The organism is Streptomyces sp. NPDC058579, assembly GCF_042718575.1.
Classification (GTDB): Bacteria; Actinomycetota; Actinomycetes; order Streptomycetales; family Streptomycetaceae; genus Streptomyces.
Genome location: NZ_JBHXPI010000036.1, coordinates 18,540 through 37,568 on the forward strand (window position 1 = coordinate 18,540; position 19,029 = coordinate 37,568).

The window sequence follows — 19,029 nt, forward strand, 5'->3', positions numbered from 1 at the left end:
GCGGTCGCGGTCTTGTGGTGAGAGGCGACCGCCTCGGGCGTACCTACTGGTGCTTGGCCCACCGGGCGTACTCCTGGCGGACGTAGCCGCGGGGATTGGCGGTGGCCTCCGGGTGGTCCGGCCAGTACGGGGTGCCGCCGTAGTTGCCGTCTCCGTCGCGGTCGACGTCGAGGAGCTTCCGGGCGGCGTTGAGCGCGAGTTCAGGAGCGTCGGTGTGGATGCCGGCGGTCCGGTCGTCCAGGGCGATGCGGTCGAGCAGTGCGGCCTTGCGGAGCCAGAACTCCCGCACGTTCGCGGAGTGGATGGGCCACAGGGCCTCGCGGGCCCGGCGGGCGGTCCAGCCGATCTCGCCGACGATGCTCGGGGCGAGCGCGTACGCCTGCTCCGGCGTCGGCCACGTCTCGGTGTCCTCGCGGTGTTCGGCGGTGACGTACAGCCGTTCCTTGTCGGACGTCCGGGAGGCGGCGCGGCGGACGTTGCCGGTCGTGAACGACTTGGCGAGCGCGGTGGTGACGCGTTCGGTGTCGGTGAGGTCACAGATGATGCGGATCTCGAACATGCCTCAGTGCTCCTTGGTGGTGTCGATGGCGGGGAGTCCGGCCTTGGTGAGTTGGGCGGGGTCGAAGCCGGGCAGGGCCGCACGCGTGATGAGCGCGGTGGCGAGCTGCTCGGCGTAGGCCGCGCCGCTGCGGGCGACCTCGATCTGCGCTCCCGCGCGCAGGGCTTCGACGCGCTCGATGTGGGCGTGGTCTTCGCGGCGCTCGGTGGTGCGGCGCTCGTGGGCGGTGGTGTCGCGGCGGTCGGTGCGCCAGTAGCGGGCCGCGAGCCCATAGGCGACCGCGGTCGCGAGCGCCCACAGCAGCAGCGGCAGGGACAGGCCGTCGGCGTATCCGGCGACTCCGGCGAGGGCGAGCCCGCCGGAGGTGGCGAACGCGGTCCCGGCGATGACGCTGTCACCCCGGCGCCCGGCGGAGGCGAAGCCGCCGGCCGTGGCGGCCCCGGCCGCGAGGACGACGATCAGCGTGGCGTTGCCGACGGAGTGTTCGGCGCCGTTGGCGTTCCAGATCCGGCCGAGGATCAGCACGGTCGAGGTGGCGATCGCGGGGGCGGCCTTGGGGAGCGCGTGGGCGAGCCAGTGGCGGTGGACGATCGGTTGGTTCATGACGGGGCTCCCTACAGGTTGGGGATGGCGTCGATGACGGCGGTGGCGAGGTTGTTGATGGGTCCGGAGGCGCCGGTGGAGGCGAGGAAGAACCCGAACATCACGGCGATGAACGCGGAGCCGTAGCCGAGGGTCTTGGAGCGCAGGAGGAAGAACAGGACGAGTCCGAAGAGCAGGACCAGGGAGACGGTGACGGCCATGCTGGAAACTCCTTTGACGGTGGTTCGGAGCGGCTGGGTAGGCTGCGGGCACCCTCGGGTGCTGGCAAGCTCGGGGGTCTGGCCGACGGTTGCGCCCGCCTAGCTCCTGCTCGGAGCGGGGTACGTCTCATGACGGGCACCGTCGGCCGCTTCATGTCCGGGGTCAGCGGGTTCCGGCGCGGTAGGTGCGGGCGGCGCGGTTGTAGAGCCAGCGGCCGGCGCGTATGCGCAGTCCGTGGCCCTTGCAGCGGCGGCAGGTCTTGCCGCGCTTGGGCTTGCCCTTGCGGTCGGTGGCGAGCGCGAAGCCGAGACCGTTGCACTTGCGGCAGGTCCCGAACGGCGAGGCCGCACACAGCGACGCATAACTGAGCGTGACTATCAGCAGGAGTGCGATAGCGAGCAGGGCAGGGGTCATCGAGGGCCCTCCCGGGGCGGATTTCGGGGTTCTTGCAGGTGGGCGGCTATCGTCTAGCGGCCTGATCAAGTGCCATGGGGGCCGCTAGCGGGACCTCTAGCGCTAGAGGGTCCGACCCCTAGCGCTAGAGGCCCATCGGGCTCAGCTCGCGTCCCGCTTCCGGTCACGCTCCGCGATCGCGGTGGGGATGCGGGAGCGCTCGAACCCGGTCCGGTTGACGGTCTTGCCATTGATCCGGCGCGCCACCTGGCCGGTGGTCACGCCGTACGGCTTGAGCGCGGTGGTGAGCTGGCGGGCCTTCTCGGCGGGCTCCATCTCCGCCCACGCCCCGTACAGCTCCGGCCGCAGCTCGGCGAGCCGGTCCACCGTGACGTCGTTCCACGGCTTCGCCTCATCCGCGGGTGTGACGGCGAGGACATCATCAAGCAGCGTGTCCGCCGCCGCCCGCCGCTCCGGCGCGATGCCGGCCGCGAGCCCGGTGAGGGTGCCGGCGTCGACGCGGGCCTTGCGGGCGCGGTCGCAGATGGCGTCGGCTGCGGGGTTGTCCATGTAGTAGCCGCGGACGATCTGCGGATCGTCGGAGGCCCCGACCAGGTAGCCGATGCCCTTGTCCGACTTCGTGAACGACGTCGCGCGGATGCCGTTCTTGTACGTGGAGGTGCCGAGGATCATGTCGTTCTCGATCTGGCCCATGACCCGCAGGCAGAACCGCGTACCGACGTTCGCGCTGATCGCGGGCGGCAGCGAGTCCTTGTCCGGGCGCTGCGTCGCGAGCAGGAGAATCACCCCGAGGGCGCGGCCGCGCTTGATGATGGCCGTGCACAGGGCCCCGGCTTCCTTGCCGTACTTCTCGTGGGAGAACAGCTCCTGGCACTCATCAACCGCGAGAACCAGCGGGTGCAGCCCCAGCGACCGGTTGCCCGCGAGCGAGGGGATCACCTTGTTCTCCGGGCACTTGTCCTTCGGCAGCGAGGCGATCACCTTCGCCCTACGCTCCAGGTCCTTGTGGACGTAGCGGATCGAGTCCAGTGCGGCGGCGCAGGTCTCGTCGTCGGGGCCGGAGCCGTAGTCGGCGGCGACCTTCTTCAGCGGCTCCAGGTCGCCGGTGCCCTTCAGCTCCCAGATCAGCAGCTCCGCCAACGGATCCAGCGCAGCGGCCAGCAGGGGCGTACGCAGGGAGAACGTCTTGCCCATGCCCGGCATGGCGCCGATCAGGACGTTGTCGTACATCACCGTGATGTCGACGTTCCGGCCGCGCTGGTCGGTGCCGAACGGCAGCGGCTTGAACAGCGACACTTCCCCGCCCTTGGCCAGCGGCCACGGCGCCTTCGGCGTCTTGTTCAACGCCTTGTCGCCGACCCAGAGCATCATCCGGCCGGCGTGCTCATCGGCCACCGGCTCCGGCCACACACAGCCGAGCGGGCGCCGCAGACCGGAGGCGAGCTTCTCGCGCCGGTCCAGGATGTCCGGCACCGTCACGCCATAGGGCAGGTCGACGTCCGCGCGCCAGCCGGGGCCGTCGCGGGTGATCGGCGCGGGAAACTTGATGCCCTCCCCACCCTTCGCCAGAGCCTTGTTGATCTCGGCGATGCCGAGCGCGCCGAGGGCACGCTCCACGATCCCGGACGTCAGCCGCTCCACCTCCGTCGCCACCACCGCGCGGGAGATGACCGGCTTGTCCGACGGGGCACCCAGGAACCCGAGTCCGACCGTCAGCACCGCCACCGCGATGACCGTGAGCCAGGCAGGGGCCAGGACGTAGAGCAGGAGGGCGACGACGGGGCCGAGGATGAGACCGAGGACGGCAAGGATGCCCCGGAGCTTGACCCGGTTGTCACGCTGCCGGGAGAGCTTCAGGTACTGCTCGACGTCCTCGCGCCGCGCGGCGACCTGCCGCAGCGGCTCCCCCTCCGCGTCGGCCACCCAGCGCATCGCACCACCGATGAGCTTCGCCGCACCAGCAGGGGCTTGGAACGCGAGGCGCAGGCTGTACCAGGGCAGCCGGACCGTGTGGAACGCGGCGGTGTGCCACGCGTACCCACCCAGCCACCCGAGCGCGTCCAGGAACTCCGGCTTCGAGCGGGCCCATCCGGGGATCACGTCGCGACGCTTGCCGCCCCGGACCCGGTCCATCAGACCCGGTCCCGTCGGGGTAGGGCCGTCGACCATCACGCTCGCCGATCCGTCGTCGTCCGGGTCGGCCGACCCGTCCGTCATGGTGCGGCTCGACTCGTTGGGGCGGGAGTCGGGCGACGCGTCGGCGCCGGGTCGGGTGCTCGGGTCGGCCGACTCGCTGCGGGCGGTGCGGGCCTTGTCGAGGTCGACCACGTCGGCCCCCTCGTCGACCGTCCAGTCGGCGGCCATGTCGGCTTCGAGTCGGTTGAAGAACTCGTTCTCTTCGTCGGGGTGCTTCACTGAAGCTTCCTTCTCTCGGGAGGGAACGGCGGGCCCGGACGCGTGCTGTGGAAGGTGGGCGACCGGGCCCGTACGGGAGTCGTGAGGCGCCGCAAGGGCCGTAACTAGCACGACTTTCTGCTAGCTCTGGCCTTAGATTCACGCCTCGTGTTCAGGCGGTGCGCTGTTCGTCGGGGTAGGCGCAGGGGACGCAGGTGCCGAGCGAGGTGGGGATTACATATCCGGCATCTGTGCGGCACTGCGGGCAGGTGCGGCGGGCGAGCATCGCCAGGGCGAGCGCGCCCCACTTGCGCGACGTCATCGGCCGCACGGGCTTGGCCAAGTCGACCCGGTAGAGGTGGCCGACCAGGACGCCCGACTTGCGGCCGCGGCTGCGGCGCATGACCTGAGCAGCCACCGGCTGACCACCGGGGCGCAGGCCGAGGGCGCGGAGTTGGCGGCGGGTGGCGTAGCCGTCGGGGGCGTAGCGCCAGGGGTAGGTCGGAATCCCGTACTTCGCGCCGGTCGGGTCGAAGCACTTGCCGAACGTCGGGGACATCAGGCAGCCGCCACGATCGCCGGGGCGTCGGTGCGGGCGCCGCGTCGTCCGGAGCGGCGGCCGGCCACCGTGGCGAACAGCCGCCCCAGCCCCGCCCGCCGAACCCCGGCCCGTGCCTGCTTCGCCGCGTACATCGCCTCATCCGCCCGGCCGAGCAGCGCGGACAGGTCCTCGCCCTGGTGGTCGGCGGCGCGGACCCAACCGAGCGACACCGTGGTGGCCACGTGCGGGTTGGTGTCGTCGGCGGGGCGGGCGAGCACGCCGTGGAGGACGGCCAGGAGGTCCGCGACGGTGCCGTGGGCGTCGATGACGACGGCGGCGAACTCATCGCCCCCGAGCCGTCCGGCGACACCGTGACGGCCGACGTAGTGAGCGAGCCGGTCAGCGGTGGCCTTCAGCAGCGCGTCTCCGGCCGCGTGGCCGTGACGGTCGTTGATCTGCTTGAAGTGGTCGACGTCCGCCAGGACCACCACCGCCCGCTCATCGCGCAGAAGCGCGGTGGCACGGCGGGTGAAGCCCTCACGGGTCCGCAGACCGGTCAGCGGGTCACGGCGAGCGGTACGGAGCCGACGAAGCAGCCACAGGACATGGCCCGACCATCCGGCAGCGAGCGGCCCGGCCGCCGCGAGGACGGTTAAGAGGGTGTTCATGCGGCGACCTCCTCGGCCGTCTCGACGGTCTCGATGGAGTGAAGCGGCCGGGCGTCGGCCCGCTCGGCGAGCAACGCATCCCGCACGGTGCGGGAGTTCGCGGCCGAGCAGCGCAGCGCGGTACGGATCGCCTCGGCATTGATCGCGTCGTCAGCCCACTCGGCCGTCAGCGCGCGAGCCTCGGTCAGTAGCTCAGCCGCTGTCCGGGGCGCCTTCGTCGCCTTCGATTTGGCGCGGGTCGGGCGCTTGCGCGGCGCCCGCTCCTCCGGCTCCTGAGGCGTCGGGGACGCCATCGTGGCCTCGGCTTCGACGGCCACCGGTCCGGGGTCCGGTTCGGCCCCCTCAGGGGCGAGGTCGCCGAGGCGGAGCAGGACACGCTCACGCCGTGGAGTCTTCGACCTCCAGCGCCGGCCGTACTGCTCGCGCAGGTCGGCACGGGCGAGCTGCCGCTCCTTCTCACGGGCGAGAGCGTCCGCGTAGGAGGTGATCTCCCACAGCGTCATCCGACGCCACAACGAGAACGTCGAGGGGAACGCGAGCAGCCAGCGGGAGGCACGGATCTTGTCCATCCGCCGGCCGGTCGCGGCCCCGATCCGTACGGCGTAGACGTGCGCGCCGATCTCGGAAAACACCACCCACAACAGCGGCATCGTGCCGTGCGCGACCCTCGCCCACACCCCCTGCCCCGCGGCGACGTTCAGCCCACAGGTGACCAGGGTGAGGACCCAGGGAACGAACCTGACCCATGCCAGGGCCATGTCCATCCGGATCAGCAACAGGTTGGCCACCGTGAACACCGGGATCGCCACGTCGATGCCGACCGGCAGCATCCACGGCTCACCGAAACCCCAGCGCAGCGCGGCGGCCGACACGGCGTCGAACGAGGAGATCAGCCCGAGCGCGCCGACGCCGGCCGCAGCGAGTGCGCCGACGCCGGCGAGGCCCATCTCCGGACGCGTGAGCGGCGGAACACCCGGGCGCTCCTCGACCAGGGCGGTCACGCCGCCGCTCCCTTCCGGGGACGGTTCCGGCGGGCGGCCGGCCGGACCAGCGGGACGACGTTGAACAGCTCCGGCGCGAACGCCTCGATCGCCTCGGCGGCGACCCGGGACACGTCGTCCGGCAGGCTCGGGTTGTCCGCGAGGATGTCGCGCGCCGCGTCCAGCCGCGCCGCGCGCTCCATCTCGCTCTCGCCCTCCACCCCGAGCCACAGCTCCACCGGGGTACCGAGGGCGAGTTCCACGAAATCGGTGCTGCTGACGGCCTGATGACCGCCGATGTACATACGCATGCCTGATCACTCCTGGTGGTCTCGAAGGGACACCGGAAGCGGCCTCGGTCCGTGGTGAGAGGCAGCCGCTCCGGGGCGTGGGGCCAGTAGCTACCGGCTCCCCTCAGCCCCACCCGTACGGGACCCGTGAGGGCCGGACGGGCGGAGGAGGCAACCGGCCGCAGCGTGAAGCTGCGGTGGGGTTGTGTCGCGCGGACCTTTGCCGCGCCGGCCGCCTTGTTGTGCCAAGGACAGGCGGCGAACCCTCATCACGCTGTTCAGTTCTCAAGGAACGACCGCTTCCTTCGAAGCCGTTTCACGGGCTCCTCTGGGCGGCACATGCCCTGACCTGCGTCGATGAGGACACAGCTCACCCGTTCAGCCTGACTTACTTGGCTAGCCCGGTGGGTACGAGAACAACGTAGCCAGCCTGGCTAGCCACGTCAACACTTGGCTATCCAAGCTGTCCAGATAGTCAGGTTGGCCGTAGCATCGAGGCATGAACTTCGTGCTTGAGCCTCTGGACCCGGACGACGATCGACCGCCGTACGAGCAGGTGGCCCGCAGCCTGGGCGCGGCAATCCGCACCAGGAAGTTGGGGCCCGGGGAGAAGCTGCCGTCGCACGCGAAGCTGACGGAGCACTACGGATTCGCGCGCGCCACGATTCAGCGCGCGATCCGCGACCTGGAAGACGAAGGGCTCGTCGTCTCACGCAAGGGCAGTGGAGTCTTCGTCCGGAATCGGACCGAGCGGCCGGCGGGCCTCCGGCCATACGTCGAGCAGGCATTCGCCAGTCGACAGGTGACGATCGACTTCGCCGGGTTCTCGAGCGAGACCCTTCACGGGGCTCTGCAAGAGCCGCTCGACAAGATTCGCGTCGGACGGCTCACGCCCACGAGCATCCGAATCAGGATCCTCGTACCCGACATGGCTGTCCCTCAGGCAGCGCCAGTACGTCGAGAGGACTGCGCCGATGACCCGCGTCTACGAGCGCGAATGCACGACATCATGGCCAGCTACACCCGCAGCATCTCGGACTCGATAAGCGAGCTTGAACACCTGGGCCTTGTCCAGGAGAGCAGCGTCAGCGTCCGCGTCCACAGCGGCACGCAGTTCTTCAAGCTCTACGTGATCAACAAGGAAGACGCGTTCTTCGGCTACTACCCCATCCGGCCTAACAAGGTGGTCGCGCAAGGTGAAGCCATCGAGATTTTCGACCTCGTGGGCAAGGACACGATCCTGTTCCACCACTCCGTCAACGAGGGCGACTCGTCTAGCGGGGCGCAGCAGGTAGAGCAGGCACAGATGTGGTTCGACAGTGTGTGGGAGACGATCGGAAGGGACCGCACACCGGATGCGCTCTGACCCTCTGACGGGCCTGCTCGAACGATGCGATGCCGTGTTGTTCGACTTTGACGGTCCCATCTGCCACGTATTCCGGGGGGTCCCGGCCCCGGGCGTCGCCCGAGAGCTCTCGGACCTCCTCACCGAACTGGCACCGGAGCTTGAGCGCCAGGCGCGTGCCACGGACGACCCGATGGAAGTCCACCAGCTCTCGGTGCAGGCCGGGAAGAGTGTCCTTGCGGCCGTCGAGGCCGCGCTCACTGCGGCGGAGGTGAGGGCTGTTGCTGTTGCCGGGCTACCCACCGAGGGTGCCGTCGAAGCGATGAAGGCCGCGTGCGAGTCGGGAAGGCGTGTGGCGGTCGTGAGCAACAACTCGGCTGAGTGCGTGCGCGCCTACCTCTCGTCGAACGGCCTCCTTGGCGTCGTTGACGAGGTAGTCGGCCGCCCAGTCCTGAGGCCGGACCTCATGAAGCCGTCGCCTCATCCCCTGCTCGAAGCCGCCGCGCTCCTCGGCTCCACCCCAGAGCGGACCGTCCTCATCGGAGACTCTGTGTCCGACATCGAGGCGGCCCGAGCAGCCGCGGCGACGAGTATCGGTTTCGCCAACAAACCGGCGAAGGAGGCGACTCTCGACGAGGCCGGCGCGGACGCGATTGTTCTCGACATGAGCGCCATCGCGCGGGCACTCGCGGAACCGAGGCCCTGATGCCCTATGGGCCATGTTGGCGGCGCCTGGGTGAGGCGGGGTGCTAGCGGGCCTCGCGCTGGACTTCGGGGCCATGGCCTCCGCAATCCTCGTTGACAGAGTTTCCGTGACCGCCGTGATCCAGCAGCTCAACCGGCCGAGTGAACTCATTGACCTAGTGCCGTAAGCCTCCCCGCCACGGACAGCAGGGAAGGCCACTCTCGCAGGGTTGGAGTGACAGGAGCGAAAGGACCGAGCTTGTGCACGACCCCCTGGATAAGATCCTTGCGCAGGACTCGGATGCGGAGCTTGTTCACGATCTACGCTCCCTGGCAGGAGATGTCCTTCTGATTGGGCACCGTCTGACTCAAATCAGAGAGCGCGCCGTCGAGGACGATGCTCGGCCAACCAGGAGAACTCTGCTTGATCTGTCGACAGCGGCGTCCGCCTTGGGGCTCGCTGCTACAGCGTTGCTCGTTGCTTGCGACTCGAAGTGCACCCTGGAAGAGCCAATCTCACCCCTCATTACTCGTCCGCACGGGCCGGGGGGATCCCTGATCACCATTTGTGAGCATGAGCCTCCCCATTGTTGGGACGGCAGCGGTTCTCCTATCAACTGTCCATGATCGGATGGATGACGAGGAGCAAGCGCCAAAGTCGCCCAAGGTGGTTGCTGTCGCCGCGGGGCCCGGCATCTATTACGCAGCTGTTCGAGAAGTCTGGTGGCCCTTGTGGCTGTCGGGGGTGCTGCTCGCGCTCGGATTCTTCTGCCTTGTGGTGGGTCGCGGCGTGATAGACCGGGTCCCAGTACTTGCAGTGTTGTTAATTCAACTCTGGCTTGCTGCGCCGGTAGCCATCGGGGCCATGGCATCTGCCGGGGCGATCTGGGTGGTGGTTCTAGCCCAGGTCCACTTCAAGAGTGCGTTGCCCGAAGCTGACAGCGACACCCTGACACAGTGGGTGTCGGTAGCGATCCTTGGCGGACTGGGGTGGTTGATCTTGGGGTTGCTGAGCGACAAAGAGAGTCCCCTGTGGCCTGCAAGGATCACCCAGAATGCGTTCGTTTCCTCGTTCGCCGGGTACGACCGCAACTCGCACGAATTCCAGGCTGTGAATGAGCCCCTTGTGAGGGTCGATCCACCTATCAAAGGTTGGTCGTTTCATGCGCGGCTGCGACGCGCGTGGCTAATCTTCAACACATTTCGGTAGCATTCCCGCCGCTCGACAGCCGTCTCAGACTGGGCCGGGAGGTCACCTTTGCGGTGCTCGTCTCCCTCTGGAGGGAACGGCTATCCCGTCCGACACCCCGAAGCCCGGACACGGAGAACGCGGCGTGGGCCACGGTGGTGGCCGCCGCGACTGCACTCAGCCCTGGCCTGCCTACTTGGTTCCGACGAATTGCCCAGAGTCACTGATGTGGCGCCCTGTGTGGGCGAACGCCTGTTTCACATCAGCTCCAAGTCGTCTCGCCGCAGATTCGCGCACACTGTCGCTCAGGTTGGCGATTCTCAGGGCGATCAGTCGCGATGTCATCTTCAGAACTTCGCTGACAAGGTAGGTTTCTGTTGGGTCTGGAAATTCCCCGCGGTCGAAGTGCTTGATCGTGTTGTAGTTATTTGAGAGCGCCTTTGCAAGGCCAACAGTGGATGCTGCGATGCCTTCGCAATCAATCCCGAGCGAAGAAATGCAACGGTATGAGTAGGTGGATGTCGTGGCCTTCCCGTTCTTCTGTAGAGTCCCTTCTTCTCCGGCTACGGCGCCGAAGAGATGCCCTGCTGCCTCAAGGCTCATCGAAAAGCTGATTACGTTGTTCTCCAGGGCATCTCCCTGCCTGCTGAGTGCGCTTTCCGCCGGATGGATGAAACGCCCCCACTGGTCGTACGACCTGGCCCACGACTCAAGTCCCTCTATGCCCACCTCCGCGAGGGGGGCAAGGGGTAGCAGGGATCTCTTACTCGGCTTGGGGCTGGAAGACTCCTTGAAGGTGCGACGGCTGATCAGGTCGAGCGGGGGGAGTCGAGCCTTCGACTCGCTTGATGGGGTTTGGCTCGCGAAGCGGTAATCGCTCACTCGATGCTTTCGAAACGCGACCTGGCCGCCGAACAGGAACTTAAGAAATGAGGAGACTTTTCTATGCTCGATGAAATGGCGATCAAGGGGAACGGGCGTATCGAACGCGCTTCCTAGGGTGACCCATTCCTCAACTTTGGACTCTCGGTCCTTTGATCCAGTGAACCATCCTGTACGGAGCTCCATTTGAGCTTCGCCTTGCATCCACTGGATGGACTCGGGTTTTCCGGCGGTAATGGTGAACTGCTGGATTCTCCCATCTTCGCCCGCCCGTGCCTCATGTCTTACCGATCGAAGATTCGTCCACTCGGCAAGTCCGTCCAGATCGGAATAGAATTCCCTGACTTCCAGAGGGTCGGCTAGGTTCCCCTCCCTGATCCCTGATACGACTTCCTGAGGCTGGATCAACGCAAGGGTGAAGCTGGATCCGGAAGTCATCGTGTGGCCCGCGTAGCGGCATCCAAATAGCGAATACGTTTTGGAGTTCGTCACGAACTGGAGGTTGCGTGGAGGGCGTTCGCTCGTGAACCACTGCCTGACATGATCAAATTGATCGGTGTCTGCGGCGTACAGGAAAGGGACTTCGATGCGGATCCCGTTCTGCTCGTCGTAGGTGAGCGTGGCCCCGACGTAGGGCGTTTCGGGTGCCCCGTCAATGAGTAGGCCGGCCAAAGCGTCGCCCTGCCTGAGGTTCTTGATCACCATGTGCCCTCCCCTGATGCGTGGAGGATACGTTCGTGCGCTCAAGCGCGGGCGCGATCGCTCGATCTCAGTGCAGGTCCCTGTTGGGCCATGCTCGGGCGGCGGGCGCCAGATACGGCCCTAAACGGTCCGGTGCACGGTGGCGGCGCCTCGTTCTTGGCTGACCTGATCTTGAGGCAGAGCGAACCGGCAGGTGCCCATTGGGGCTGACAGTCAGGCCCTTTGCTGCGGGACTGTGGACGACACGTGGACGAACGCCTGTCACTCGCAGAGCGTTTGGTGCTCCGTCCCAGTTCAGTGCGAGTCCGCAAGGCAGAGAAACGGAAGTCTGTAAATCCGTCGGCTTAGCCTACCCAGGTTCGAATCCTGGCGCCGCCACGCGATAGAGAAGGTCCCCGGTGTTCGCACCGGGGACCTTCTTCGTTGTCCGGGGAGTGGGGCGGGGTGGGGGTCAGTTGCCCGCTACGGCCTTTACCGCGACCGTGACCGGGGTCGAGCCGCCGATCAGTTCCAGGGTCAGGCCCGCCGTCGCCGGGGTGTCCAGGAGTTCCGCCAGGACCGCTGCCACGTCGTCGCGGGCGATGGGGCCCCGGCCCGTCGCAGCCTCCAGGCGGACCAGGCCCGTGCCCGCGTCGTTCGTCAGCATGCCGGGGCGCAGGATCGTCCAGTCCAGGGCGCCACGCGCGCGTACGTCGTCGTCCGCCGCGCCCTTGGCGCGCAGGTAGATGTCGAAGACCTCGTCGCCCGGGTGCGCGGAGTCGGCGCCCATCGACGAGACGACGATGTACCGGCGTACTCCCGCCCGTTCCGCCGCGTCGGCGAAGAGGACCGCCGCCCCGCGGTCCACCGTGTCCTTGCGGCCCACGGTGCTGCCCGGGCCCGCGCCCGCCGCGAAGACCGCCGCGTCCGCGCCCCGCAGGGCCGCCGCGACCGTCTCCGCGGTGGCCGACTCCAGGTCCAGGACGATCGGTTCCGCGCCGGCCGCCCGCAGGTCGTCCGCCTGGGCCGGGTTTCTGATGAGCCCCGCGGGCTCGTGCCCCGCCGCCGAGAGCAGCCGCTCCAGACGCAGGGCGATCTGACCGTGTCCTCCAGCGATGACAATGCGCATACTCACGACCGTACGACGGGACCGGCCGGAGGGCTTCCCGGCTCCGGACGTTCCGGCCGGGCCTGGCGCGGCAGATCGAGCGCCGCCGCCGAGTCGCAGTACTCCCGTACGGCGCTGGTGCGCGCCACCACCCGGCCCCGGTGCACCACGATCCGGCTGTACGCCAGCGACAGCACGCCCGAGAGGCGCTCCCCGCGCACCGCGAGCAGCTCGGCCGGGAACCCGGCCTCCACCCGGACCTCCGCGAGCCCCATCGCCGTGCGCGCCGCCGCGCTGACCGCCCCGTACGCGTCCTCGACCGCCATCCCGCCGAGCGAGGCCAGCAGATACGCGGCCTCCAGCGGGTCCCCGCGCCCCACCGGGTTCGAGACGTCCCGCAGCGCCCCGCTGCCGGCCGCGAGCAGCACCCCCGCCGACCGCAGCAGCCGCACCGGCGCCGCCCCGCGCCGCTCGGTCGCCTCGCAGCCGCCCTGCGGCAGGCAGACGACCGTCACGCCGGCCGCCGCCAACTGGTCCGCGGCCCGCCGCGCCGCGTCCGGGGGCAGCCGGGAGAGGCCCGCGCACGGGCCGATCGTCACGCCGGGCCGCAGCCCGCCCGCCATGGCCGCGAACCGGGCCAGCCGCGCCGGGTCGTCCGCGTCGGTGTGCAGGTCGACCGGGCAGCCCTGCTCGGCCGCCACCTCCAGGACCGCCTCCACGTACCCCGCCGGGTCCGGATCGAGGTCCGGGCAGCCGCCCACCACGCTCGCGCCCATCTTCACGGCGTCCCGCAGCATCGCGAGCCCGTCCGCGCCCGCCGTGCCGGTCAGCAGCCGGGGCACCGCGACCGTGGTCAGGTCCACCAGGCCGCGCAGCGAGCGCCGGGCCTGGAGCACGGCCTCCAGCGGGCCGAGCCCGTGGACGTCGCCGATCCGCACGTGGGCGCGCTGCGCGGTCGAGCCGTGGCCGAGCTGGAGCAGCGCGGCCTCGGTGGCCCGCCGCTGCACCTCCTCGGGGGCGTACGAGACGGGGCCCGGGGAGTCGGCGCTGAGCGCGGTGTCGGCGTGCGCGTGCGGCTCGGCGGGGGCGGGGAGCAGCAGATAGCCGGCCAGGTCGACGCGGGCTCCGACGGCGGTGAGGCTGCCCGCCGTGCCCACGGCCTCGATCCGGCCGCCGACCAGGCGTACGTCGACCGTCCGGCCGTCCGTGAGCCGGGCGTTGGAGAGCAGGAGCGAGGTGGAGTCGGCGGTGGCGGCGGACCGGTCGTCGGGCGGCTGGGGCTGCTTGCTGTCGGCTGACATCGGCCTCCTCAAGGCTCCTCGAGCTCACGGTCAGGTTCAGCTCAAGATCAAGATCACGCAGCGTGGGGCCGAGCCTAGGGGCGGGGCGCCCGCCCTTCGAGGAGGTGGGCAATAGTCGTACTGATGAGTGCCACGAGTGGCGTACGTGTGGCGTACGGGACGGGCGTGGTCAGCCCCCGCGTGCGCCGGTCCGAGGCACGCGCGCGTGCCCGTCGGTGGGGCTTCGAAACGGATTTGGGCGATCGGCGGAGGACCGTGTAATGTCTTCATCGCTCGCCCCAATAGCTCAGTCGGTAGAGCGTCTCCATGGTAAGGAGAAGGTCTACGGTTCGATTCCGTATTGGGGCTCTGGTGAGAAGGGACCTACCCTCGGGTGGGAGCCAGATCATCAAAGCGGTGTAGCTCAGTCGGTAGAGCAAGCGGCTCATAATCGCTGTGTCACCGGTTCAAGTCCGGTCACCGCTACACACGGTAGCCGATTGTGGGGTCGGTCCTTCGATCGGCTACTCTTTTATGCGTTCATCCGTCCATCCGTCCGTCCAAGGAGCACTCACGTGGCTGCCACCGACGTCCGCCCGAAGATCACGCTGGCCTGCGTGGAGTGCAAGGAGCGGAACTACATCACCAAGAAGAACCGGCGTAACAACCCGGATCGCATGGAGATGAAGAAGCACTGCCCTCGCTGCAACTCGCACACGGCGCACCGCGAGACGCGCTAAACAGGCTCGTACACGAGGCCGTCCCCACCAGGGGGCGGCCTCGTGTCGTTTGTCGGCAACAAAGCACAGGAGGTAACGAGTCCATGGCGCTCGACCAGTCCTTCGTGGGCCGGACCTATCCGCCCACCGCGCCCTACGAGGTCGGCCGGGAGAAGATCCGCGAGTTCGCCGAGGCGATCGGTGACGCGAATCCCGCCTACGTCGACCAGGAGGCGGCGAAGGCCCTCGGCCACCCCGATGTGATCGCCCCGCCGACCTTCCCGTTCGCGATCACGTTCAAGGCGGCCGGTCAGGTCGTCGAGGACCCGCAGCTGGGCCTGGACTACAGCCGTGTCGTGCACGGCGACCAGAAGTTCGTCTACACCCGTCCCGTACGGGCGGGGGACCGGCTCTCGGTCACCACGACCATCGAGGCGATCAAGTCGATGGCGGGCAACGACATCCTGGACATCCGCGGTGAGGTCCACGACGCGACCGGCGAGCACGTCGTGACCGCCTGGACCAAGCTCGTGTCCCGCGCGCCCGAGGAGGCCTGAGCCATGACCGCGAAGATCGCATACGACGAGGTCGAGGTCGGCACCGAGCTGCCGACGGCCACCTTCCCCGTGACGCGCGCCACGCTCGTGCGGTACGCCGGTGCCTCCGGGGACTTCAACCCGATCCACTGGAACGAGAAGTTCGCCCGCGAGGTCGGCCTGCCGGACGTCATCGCCCACGGCATGTTCACCATGGCCGAGGCCGTCCGCGTCGTCACCGACTGGGCCGGCGACCCGGCCGCCGTCGTCGAGTACGGCGTGCGCTTCACCAAGCCCGTGGTCGTGCCGAACGACGACGAGGGCGCCCTGATCGAGGTCAGCGCCAAGGTCGCGGCGAAGCTGGACGACGGCCTGGTCCGGGTGGACCTGACCGCGATGTCGGCCGGCCAGAAGGTCCTGGGCATGTCCCGGGCCGTGGTCAGGCTGGCGTAACCGGACCGGTTTCGGGAGGGGCGGCCGCCTGTGCGCGGTCGCCCTTTTCTTCCGGGTTGCGCTGTTAGTGATTGAGTACTAACTTCGAAATATGGCCAGGATGAGTGCGGAGGAGCGACGCGAGAGTGTGATCCGTGCCGCGATGAGCGAGTTCAGTCGCGGCGGGTACTACGGCACGTCCACCGAGGCCATTGCCAAGCGCGTCGGAGTCTCGCAGCCGTACCTCTTCCGCCTCTTCCCCGGAAAGAAGGCGATCTTCCTCGCCGCCTCCGAGCGCTGCGTCGCGGACACCATCAAGGTCTTCGCGGACGCCGCCGAGGGGCTGTCGGGGGAGGAGGCCCTGCGTGCCATGGCCAACGCGTACACCAGGATCGTCGCCGAGGACCCGGACCGGCTCCTGATGCAGATGCAGGTGTACACGACGGTCGCCGCCGCCGAAGCGGCCGGCGACCATGAGTTCGGCGAGGCCGTGCGAGCGGGCTGGATGGAGCTCTGGGAGACCGTCCACCTCGCGCTCGGCGCCGACGTGAACGAGACCACGACCTTCCTGGCGTACGGGATGCTCATCAACACCCTCGTCGCCATGGGATTCCCGCCCGAGCACCGGGTCTGGGAGGGCTTGTACCCCTCCGCCCGGAATCTCGGACGGCTGGAGAAGTAGCGCCACGCGTCGTCCTTCCTCCGCGGATTCTCATGATCGCGGAAGTTAGTCATCAATAACTAAGTGGCGTTGGGAGAGGCAGAGCCATGAACCAGCCCGCAGCCCGCCGCGGTTCCGTCGTCTGGGCCCTCGTGATCACCAGCGTCGCCGGATTCATGGCGGCCCTCGACAACCTCGTCGTCACCACCGCCCTGCCCTCGATCCGCGAGGACCTCGGGGGCGCGCTGGACGACCTCGAATGGACCGTGAGCGCGTACACCCTCACGTTCGCCGTCCTGCTCATGTTCGGCGCCGCCCTCGGCGACCGCTTCGGCCGCCGCCGGCTCTTCGTCGTCGGCATCGCGGTCTTCACCCTCGCCTCCGCCGGCGCCGCCCTCGCCCCCGGCATCGACGCGCTGATCGCCGCCCGGGCCGTCCAGGGCGTCGGCGCCGCGATCATGATGCCGCTCACCCTCACCCTGCTCACCGCGGCCGTCCCGGCCGCCAAGCGCGGGATGGCCTTCGGCATCTGGGGCGCCGTCAACGGACTCGCCGTCGCCTCCGGACCCCTCATCGGCGGCAGCCTCACCGAGCACATCTCCTGGCAGTGGATCTTCTGGCTGAACGTTCCGCTCGGCCTCGCCCTGCTGCCGCTCGCCCGGCTGCGCCTCGCCGAGTCGTACGGCACCGGCGCCCGCCTCGACATCGTCGGCACCCTCCTCGCCAGCGGCGGCCTCTTCGGCATCGTGTACGCGCTGATCCGCGGCCCGATCGACGGCTGGGCCTCCGTCACCGTGCTCACCGGGCTCGTCGCCGGCGGCGCGCTCCTGGCCGCCTTCGTCCGCCACGGCATACGCGGCAAGGCGCCGATGCTGCCCATGCGGCTCTTCAGGAACCGCGCCTTCGCCGGCATCAACGCGGCGAGCCTGCTGATGTTCCTCGGCATGTTCGGCTCGATCTTCCTGCTCAGCCAGTACATGCAGGGCGTCCTCGGGTACTCGCCCACCGAGGCGGGGCTGCGGATGCTGCCCTGGACCGGCATGCCGATGATCGTCGCGCCCATCGCGGGCGCGCTGTCCGACCGGATCGGCGGCCGCCCGGTCGTCGCGGCCGGTCTCGCCCTCCAGGCCCTGGGCCTCGCCTGGTTCGCGCTCGTCGTCACCGCCGACGCCTCGTACGCCGCCCAGCTCCCCGCCCTGATCATCAGCGGCGTCGGCATGGCGCTGTACTTCGCCCCGGCGGCGAACCTGGTCATGTCCAGCGTCCGCCCGTCCGAGCAGGGCATCGCGTCCGGCGCGAACAACGCCCTGCGCGAGGTAGGCGGCGCGCTCGGCGTGGCGGTGATGGCCTCGATCTTCGCGGCGCAGGGCGGCTACGGCTCGGCACAGCAGTTCGTGGACGGCCTGCAGCCCGCACTCTGGGTCGGCTCGGGCGCCGTGGCCCTCGGCGCGGTGGCGGTCCTCTTCGCGCCGTCCAGGCGGAGGCAGGAGCGGGAGAAGAAGGATGCGGAGGCGGAGGAGGCCGGTGTCGACGTCGACGGCGGCGAGCGGGACGTGGTCGCCGCCTGACGCGGAGCGAGCCGGGGCCGGGCCGCAGCCGATCGGGCTGCGGCCCTGCCCCGGCCGCTCACGGCCGGCGCGGGCCACAACCTATTGCGCACGCAATGGGCCCGTACTCTTGAGCCCGTGCAGGAACTCCACGACGCCCCCCTCGCCCCCCTGACCACCTTCCGGCTCGGCGGCCCCGCCGCGCGGCTCATCACGGCCGTCACCGACGACGAGGTGATCGCCGCCGTCCGCGAAGCCGACCGCGCGGGCACCCCGCTGCTGGTCATCGGCGGTGGATCCAACCTGGTCATCGGCGACAAGGGCTTCGACGGAACCGCCCTGCGCATCGCCACCACCGGCTTCACGCTCGACGGTACGAAGCTGGAGCTGGCCGCCGGCGAGGTCTGGACGGACGCCGTCGCCCGGACCGTCGACGCCGGGCTCGCCGGGATCGAGTGCCTGGCCGGGATCCCTGGATCGGCTGGCGCGACCCCGATCCAGAACGTGGGCGCCTACGGGCAGGACGTCTCCGCGACGATCACCGAGGTCGTCGCGTACGACCGCCGGGCCGACGAGACCGTCACCCTCACCAACGCCGAGTGCGCCTTCTCGTACCGCCACAGCCGCTTCAAGGACGACCCGGACCGCTACGTCGTGCTGCGCGTCCGCTTCGACCTCGAGGACGCGGACGGGCTTTCGGCGCCGATCAAGTACGCGGAGACCGCCCGTGCCCTCGGCGTCGAGGCCGGTGACCGTGTCCCGCTCGCCCGGGCCCGGAAGACGGTCCTCGGCCTCCGCGCCGGGAAGGGCATGGTCCTGGACCCGGCCGACCACGACACCTGGTCCGCCGGCTCCTTCTTCACCAACCCCATCCTGACGGCGGGGGAGTACGAGACCTTCCTCACGCGCGTCGCCGGACGCCTCGGCCCGGACGTGACCCCGCCCGCGTACCCGGCGGGCGAGGACGGGCAGGTCAAGACCTCGGCCGCCTGGCTCATCGACAAGGCCGGCTTCACCAAGGGGTACGGCTCCGGCCCCGCCCGTATCTCCACCAAGCACACCCTCGCGCTCACCAACCGGGGCGAGGCCACCACCGAGGACCTCCTCGCGCTCGCCCGCGAGGTCGTCGCCGGCGTGCGGGACGCCTTCGGGGTCACGCTGGTCAACGAGCCGGTGACGGTCGGCGTCAGCCTCTGATCCTTCGGATCCGATGTATTGGATCCAATATCTCGGATCCAATGCGTCGGGCCCATGCTTCGGATCCAATGTTTCGGATCCGAAATATTGGATCCGAAACACCCGTGGAACCTTTCGG

The 19,029-nt window shown here is 69.0% G+C and carries 21 protein-coding genes and 2 tRNA genes; 11 read left to right on the plus strand and 12 right to left on the minus strand.

Features of this window, described 5'->3' with window-relative positions; genetic code table 11:
* Positions 1 to 43: 43 nt before the first annotated feature.
* The 9 genes from ACFWRO_RS29055 to ACFWRO_RS29095 form a co-directional block, all read right to left on the minus strand.
* Positions 44 to 559, minus strand: a complete 516-nt coding sequence (locus tag ACFWRO_RS29055; protein ID WP_384515071.1) for a hypothetical protein — start codon at positions 557 to 559, stop codon at positions 44 to 46.
* Between the two features lie 3 nt (positions 560 to 562).
* Positions 563 to 1,162, minus strand: a complete 600-nt coding sequence (locus tag ACFWRO_RS29060) for a hypothetical protein (protein ID WP_384515074.1) — start codon at positions 1,160 to 1,162, stop codon at positions 563 to 565.
* An 11-nt stretch (positions 1,163 to 1,173) separates the two neighbouring features.
* Entirely contained in the window at positions 1,174 to 1,362 is a 189-nt protein-coding gene (locus tag ACFWRO_RS29065) for a hypothetical protein (RefSeq protein ID WP_361850307.1), read from the minus strand.
* Positions 1,363 to 1,525: 163 nt separating this feature from the next.
* Positions 1,526 to 1,777: a hypothetical protein gene (locus tag ACFWRO_RS29070; protein ID WP_384515077.1), complete on the minus strand. Its 252-nt coding sequence runs from the start codon at positions 1,775 to 1,777 to the stop codon at positions 1,526 to 1,528.
* 141 nt (positions 1,778 to 1,918) lie between these two features.
* Positions 1,919 to 4,192: a cell division protein FtsK gene (locus ACFWRO_RS29075; protein ID WP_384515078.1), complete on the minus strand. Its 2,274-nt coding sequence runs from the start codon at positions 4,190 to 4,192 to the stop codon at positions 1,919 to 1,921.
* Positions 4,193 to 4,343: 151 nt separating this feature from the next.
* The gene (locus ACFWRO_RS29080) at positions 4,344 to 4,730 is read right to left on the minus strand and encodes an RRQRL motif-containing zinc-binding protein (protein ID WP_384515081.1); all 387 of its coding nucleotides are present in this window, start codon (positions 4,728 to 4,730) and stop codon (positions 4,344 to 4,346) included.
* Positions 4,730 to 5,380 carry a GGDEF domain-containing protein gene (locus tag ACFWRO_RS29085; protein ID WP_384515084.1) on the minus strand — a complete coding sequence of 217 codons (651 nt, stop codon included), beginning with the start codon at positions 5,378 to 5,380 and terminating at the stop codon, positions 4,730 to 4,732. The genes ACFWRO_RS29080 and ACFWRO_RS29085 overlap by 1 nt, the downstream gene beginning before the upstream one ends.
* The gene (locus ACFWRO_RS29090; protein WP_384515197.1) at positions 5,377 to 6,327 is read right to left on the minus strand and encodes a DUF2637 domain-containing protein; all 951 of its coding nucleotides are present in this window, start codon (positions 6,325 to 6,327) and stop codon (positions 5,377 to 5,379) included. The genes ACFWRO_RS29085 and ACFWRO_RS29090 overlap by 4 nt, the downstream gene beginning before the upstream one ends.
* A 50-nt stretch (positions 6,328 to 6,377) precedes the next feature.
* The gene (locus ACFWRO_RS29095) at positions 6,378 to 6,671 is read right to left on the minus strand and encodes a hypothetical protein (RefSeq protein ID WP_384515087.1); all 294 of its coding nucleotides are present in this window, start codon (positions 6,669 to 6,671) and stop codon (positions 6,378 to 6,380) included.
* Between the two features lie 478 nt (positions 6,672 to 7,149).
* Here ACFWRO_RS29095 and ACFWRO_RS29100 point away from each other — a divergent pair, with 478 nt between their 5' ends.
* The 3 genes from ACFWRO_RS29100 (at position 7,150) to ACFWRO_RS29110 (ending at position 9,889) form a co-directional block, all read left to right on the plus strand.
* Positions 7,150 to 8,016 (plus strand): GntR family transcriptional regulator, encoded by an 867-nt coding sequence (locus ACFWRO_RS29100; protein WP_384515089.1) that lies wholly within the window; start codon positions 7,150 to 7,152, stop codon positions 8,014 to 8,016.
* Between the two features lie 34 nt (positions 8,017 to 8,050).
* Positions 8,051 to 8,701, plus strand: a complete 651-nt coding sequence (locus ACFWRO_RS29105; RefSeq protein WP_384515092.1) for an HAD family hydrolase — start codon at positions 8,051 to 8,053, stop codon at positions 8,699 to 8,701.
* Between the two features lie 609 nt (positions 8,702 to 9,310).
* Positions 9,311 to 9,889 (plus strand): hypothetical protein, encoded by a 579-nt coding sequence (locus ACFWRO_RS29110; RefSeq protein ID WP_384515094.1) that lies wholly within the window; start codon positions 9,311 to 9,313, stop codon positions 9,887 to 9,889.
* 171 nt (positions 9,890 to 10,060) lie between these two features.
* Here ACFWRO_RS29110 and ACFWRO_RS29115 read toward each other — a convergent pair whose 3' ends face one another.
* From ACFWRO_RS29115 to ACFWRO_RS29125, 3 genes are all read right to left on the minus strand, one after another.
* Positions 10,061 to 11,455: a hypothetical protein gene (locus ACFWRO_RS29115; RefSeq protein ID WP_384515097.1), complete on the minus strand. Its 1,395-nt coding sequence runs from the start codon at positions 11,453 to 11,455 to the stop codon at positions 10,061 to 10,063.
* 448 nt (positions 11,456 to 11,903) lie between these two features.
* On the minus strand, positions 11,904 to 12,560 hold the full coding sequence (locus tag ACFWRO_RS29120; protein ID WP_384515100.1) for an SDR family oxidoreductase: 657 nt from the start codon (positions 12,558 to 12,560) through the stop codon (positions 11,904 to 11,906).
* 2 nt (positions 12,561 to 12,562) lie between these two features.
* Positions 12,563 to 13,840 (minus strand): amidohydrolase family protein, encoded by a 1,278-nt coding sequence (locus ACFWRO_RS29125; RefSeq protein WP_384515103.1) that lies wholly within the window; start codon positions 13,838 to 13,840, stop codon positions 12,563 to 12,565.
* Between the two features lie 275 nt (positions 13,841 to 14,115).
* On the opposite strand from ACFWRO_RS29125, the gene ACFWRO_RS29130 reads away from it, so the two are divergent.
* The 8 genes from ACFWRO_RS29130 to ACFWRO_RS29165 all read left to right on the plus strand — a co-directional run bounded on the left by ACFWRO_RS29130 (position 14,116) and on the right by ACFWRO_RS29165 (position 18,911).
* Positions 14,116 to 14,188: transfer RNA gene (locus ACFWRO_RS29130), tRNA-Thr, on the plus strand.
* 44 nt (positions 14,189 to 14,232) lie between these two features.
* Positions 14,233 to 14,305, plus strand: a tRNA-Met gene (locus ACFWRO_RS29135).
* A gap of 89 nt (positions 14,306 to 14,394) precedes the next feature.
* Complete coding sequence (gene rpmG, locus ACFWRO_RS29140; RefSeq protein WP_007265873.1) at positions 14,395 to 14,559, plus strand: 50S ribosomal protein L33; 165 nt, start codon at positions 14,395 to 14,397, stop codon at positions 14,557 to 14,559.
* An 83-nt stretch (positions 14,560 to 14,642) separates the two neighbouring features.
* Positions 14,643 to 15,095, plus strand: a complete 453-nt coding sequence (locus ACFWRO_RS29145; protein WP_384515106.1) for a MaoC family dehydratase N-terminal domain-containing protein — start codon at positions 14,643 to 14,645, stop codon at positions 15,093 to 15,095.
* Positions 15,096 to 15,098: 3 nt separating this feature from the next.
* Complete coding sequence (locus ACFWRO_RS29150) at positions 15,099 to 15,527, plus strand: MaoC family dehydratase (protein ID WP_384515109.1); 429 nt, start codon at positions 15,099 to 15,101, stop codon at positions 15,525 to 15,527.
* 91 nt (positions 15,528 to 15,618) lie between these two features.
* Positions 15,619 to 16,188, plus strand: a complete 570-nt coding sequence (locus ACFWRO_RS29155) for a TetR/AcrR family transcriptional regulator (RefSeq protein WP_384515112.1) — start codon at positions 15,619 to 15,621, stop codon at positions 16,186 to 16,188.
* A gap of 86 nt (positions 16,189 to 16,274) precedes the next feature.
* Positions 16,275 to 17,735, plus strand: a complete 1,461-nt coding sequence (locus ACFWRO_RS29160; RefSeq protein ID WP_384515115.1) for an MFS transporter — start codon at positions 16,275 to 16,277, stop codon at positions 17,733 to 17,735.
* A gap of 84 nt (positions 17,736 to 17,819) precedes the next feature.
* A complete protein-coding gene (locus tag ACFWRO_RS29165) occupies positions 17,820 to 18,911 on the plus strand; it encodes a UDP-N-acetylmuramate dehydrogenase (protein WP_384515118.1) in 1,092 nt (363 codons plus the stop codon).
* Positions 18,912 to 19,029: the final 118 nt, after the last annotated feature.